This is a genomic window from Roseicyclus sp. (assembly GCF_052168335.1).
In the GTDB taxonomy this organism is placed as follows: Bacteria; Pseudomonadota; Alphaproteobacteria; order Rhodobacterales; family Rhodobacteraceae; genus Roseibacterium.
Map to the genome: position 1 here is coordinate 1 of NZ_JBQLZP010000318.1, position 1,400 is coordinate 1,400.

A 1,400-nucleotide genomic window follows, 5' to 3' on the forward strand; every position below is an offset into this window, starting at 1 on the left:
CCTCAACATCCTCGGCGCCCGCCGCCGGTAGAAGATGTAGCAATTCCGTCACATCTTTCTCCACTGCTGCGGCCGCCGATGCCGCTGACGCTGGGGAAGAATTGACCGAAGCGGACCTTTGGCCGCTTAGTCGTGTCAAGAACAGATACAGTGTGTTCCCTGAGGCTTCGGGAGGAAACCATGAGAGCACTTGCAGCAGCTTCGGCCGCCCTTCTGGCGACGACGGCGATCACTCACGCGGGCGGCCTCGACCGCTCCGGTCTCGGCATCTCGCCGCTGTTCGAGGACGGCACCTACGCCGAGCTGAGCTTCGGCCACGTCTCTCCGACCGTCAGCGGCGTCTTCCCGGCGAACGGGGCGTCTTCGGGCGACATAGGGCGTCGTCCTTCACCAACATCGGCCTCGCCTACAAGCAGGACCTCACCGACCAATTCTCGGTCGCGCTGATCTTCGAAACGGCGTACGGCGCGGCCGTCAATTACAGGAACGCCGACGCGGCCTATCCGCTCACGGCGGCTATCGGCGAGTTCGATGCGGAGCTGAGCGGCAACGCCATCACCGCGCTGGCGCGCTACGAGTTCGGCAACGGCTTCAGCGTCCACGGCGGTCTCCGCTACGTGACGATGTCGGGCGAGATCAATTTCGCGACCGGCGGCCAGACGCTGACCTACGAGGACAGCTCGGACCTCGGCTATCTCGTCGGCGTCGCCTACGAGATCCCCGACATCGCGCTGAGGGCCAGCCTCACCTACAACTCGGCGACGACGCACAACAACGCGATCGGCGCATCGGTCGCCCCCGTGCCCGGCATCGGACCGAGCGCCGCCGCGACCGGCGAATACGACATGCCGCAGTCCGTGAACCTCGACTTCCAGACCGGCGTGGCCGAGGGCACGCTGGTGCTGGCCTCGCTGCGCTGGGCGGAATGGACCGAGACCGCGATCAACACCCGCAGCGCGCTCGGCACCATCGACTACGACAACGATGTCTGGACATGGTCGGCCGGCGTGGCCCGGCGCCTGAACGAGGACTTCGCGATCCTCGGGCGTGTCACCTACGAACGCGCGACGGGCGAACCCGCCTCGAACCTCGCACCGACGGACGGACAGGTCGGCTTCTCCATCGCGGGCATCTACGACATCGGCAACGCCCGCATCACGGCCGGCCTGAACTACACGCATCTCGGCGACGCGACGACCGAAACGATCGGCGCCCGCTTCTCCGACAACTACGCGATCGGCGCGGGCCTCCGCGTGGGCTTCAGCTTCTGACAGCCCCCGTATCGTCACCGGAGGCCCCGCCCGCGCGGGGCCTTTCGCGTTATCAGAGCGCCTTGAAGGCCTGCGCCTGCCTGTCCACCCGCCGCCGCCCGCACCGGGAGACCGCGCCGACCGAGGCCA

Annotated in this window: 1 protein-coding gene; it reads left to right on the plus strand. The window is 67.3% G+C overall.

Going from position 1 to position 1,400, the window contains the following annotated elements; translation table 11 throughout:
• Positions 1-152 precede the first annotated feature (152 nt).
• Positions 153-1,271, plus strand: a complete 1,119-nt coding sequence (locus tag ACTS11_RS09845; protein WP_442640144.1) for an OmpP1/FadL family transporter — start codon at positions 153-155, stop codon at positions 1,269-1,271.
• Positions 1,272-1,400: the final 129 nt, after the last annotated feature.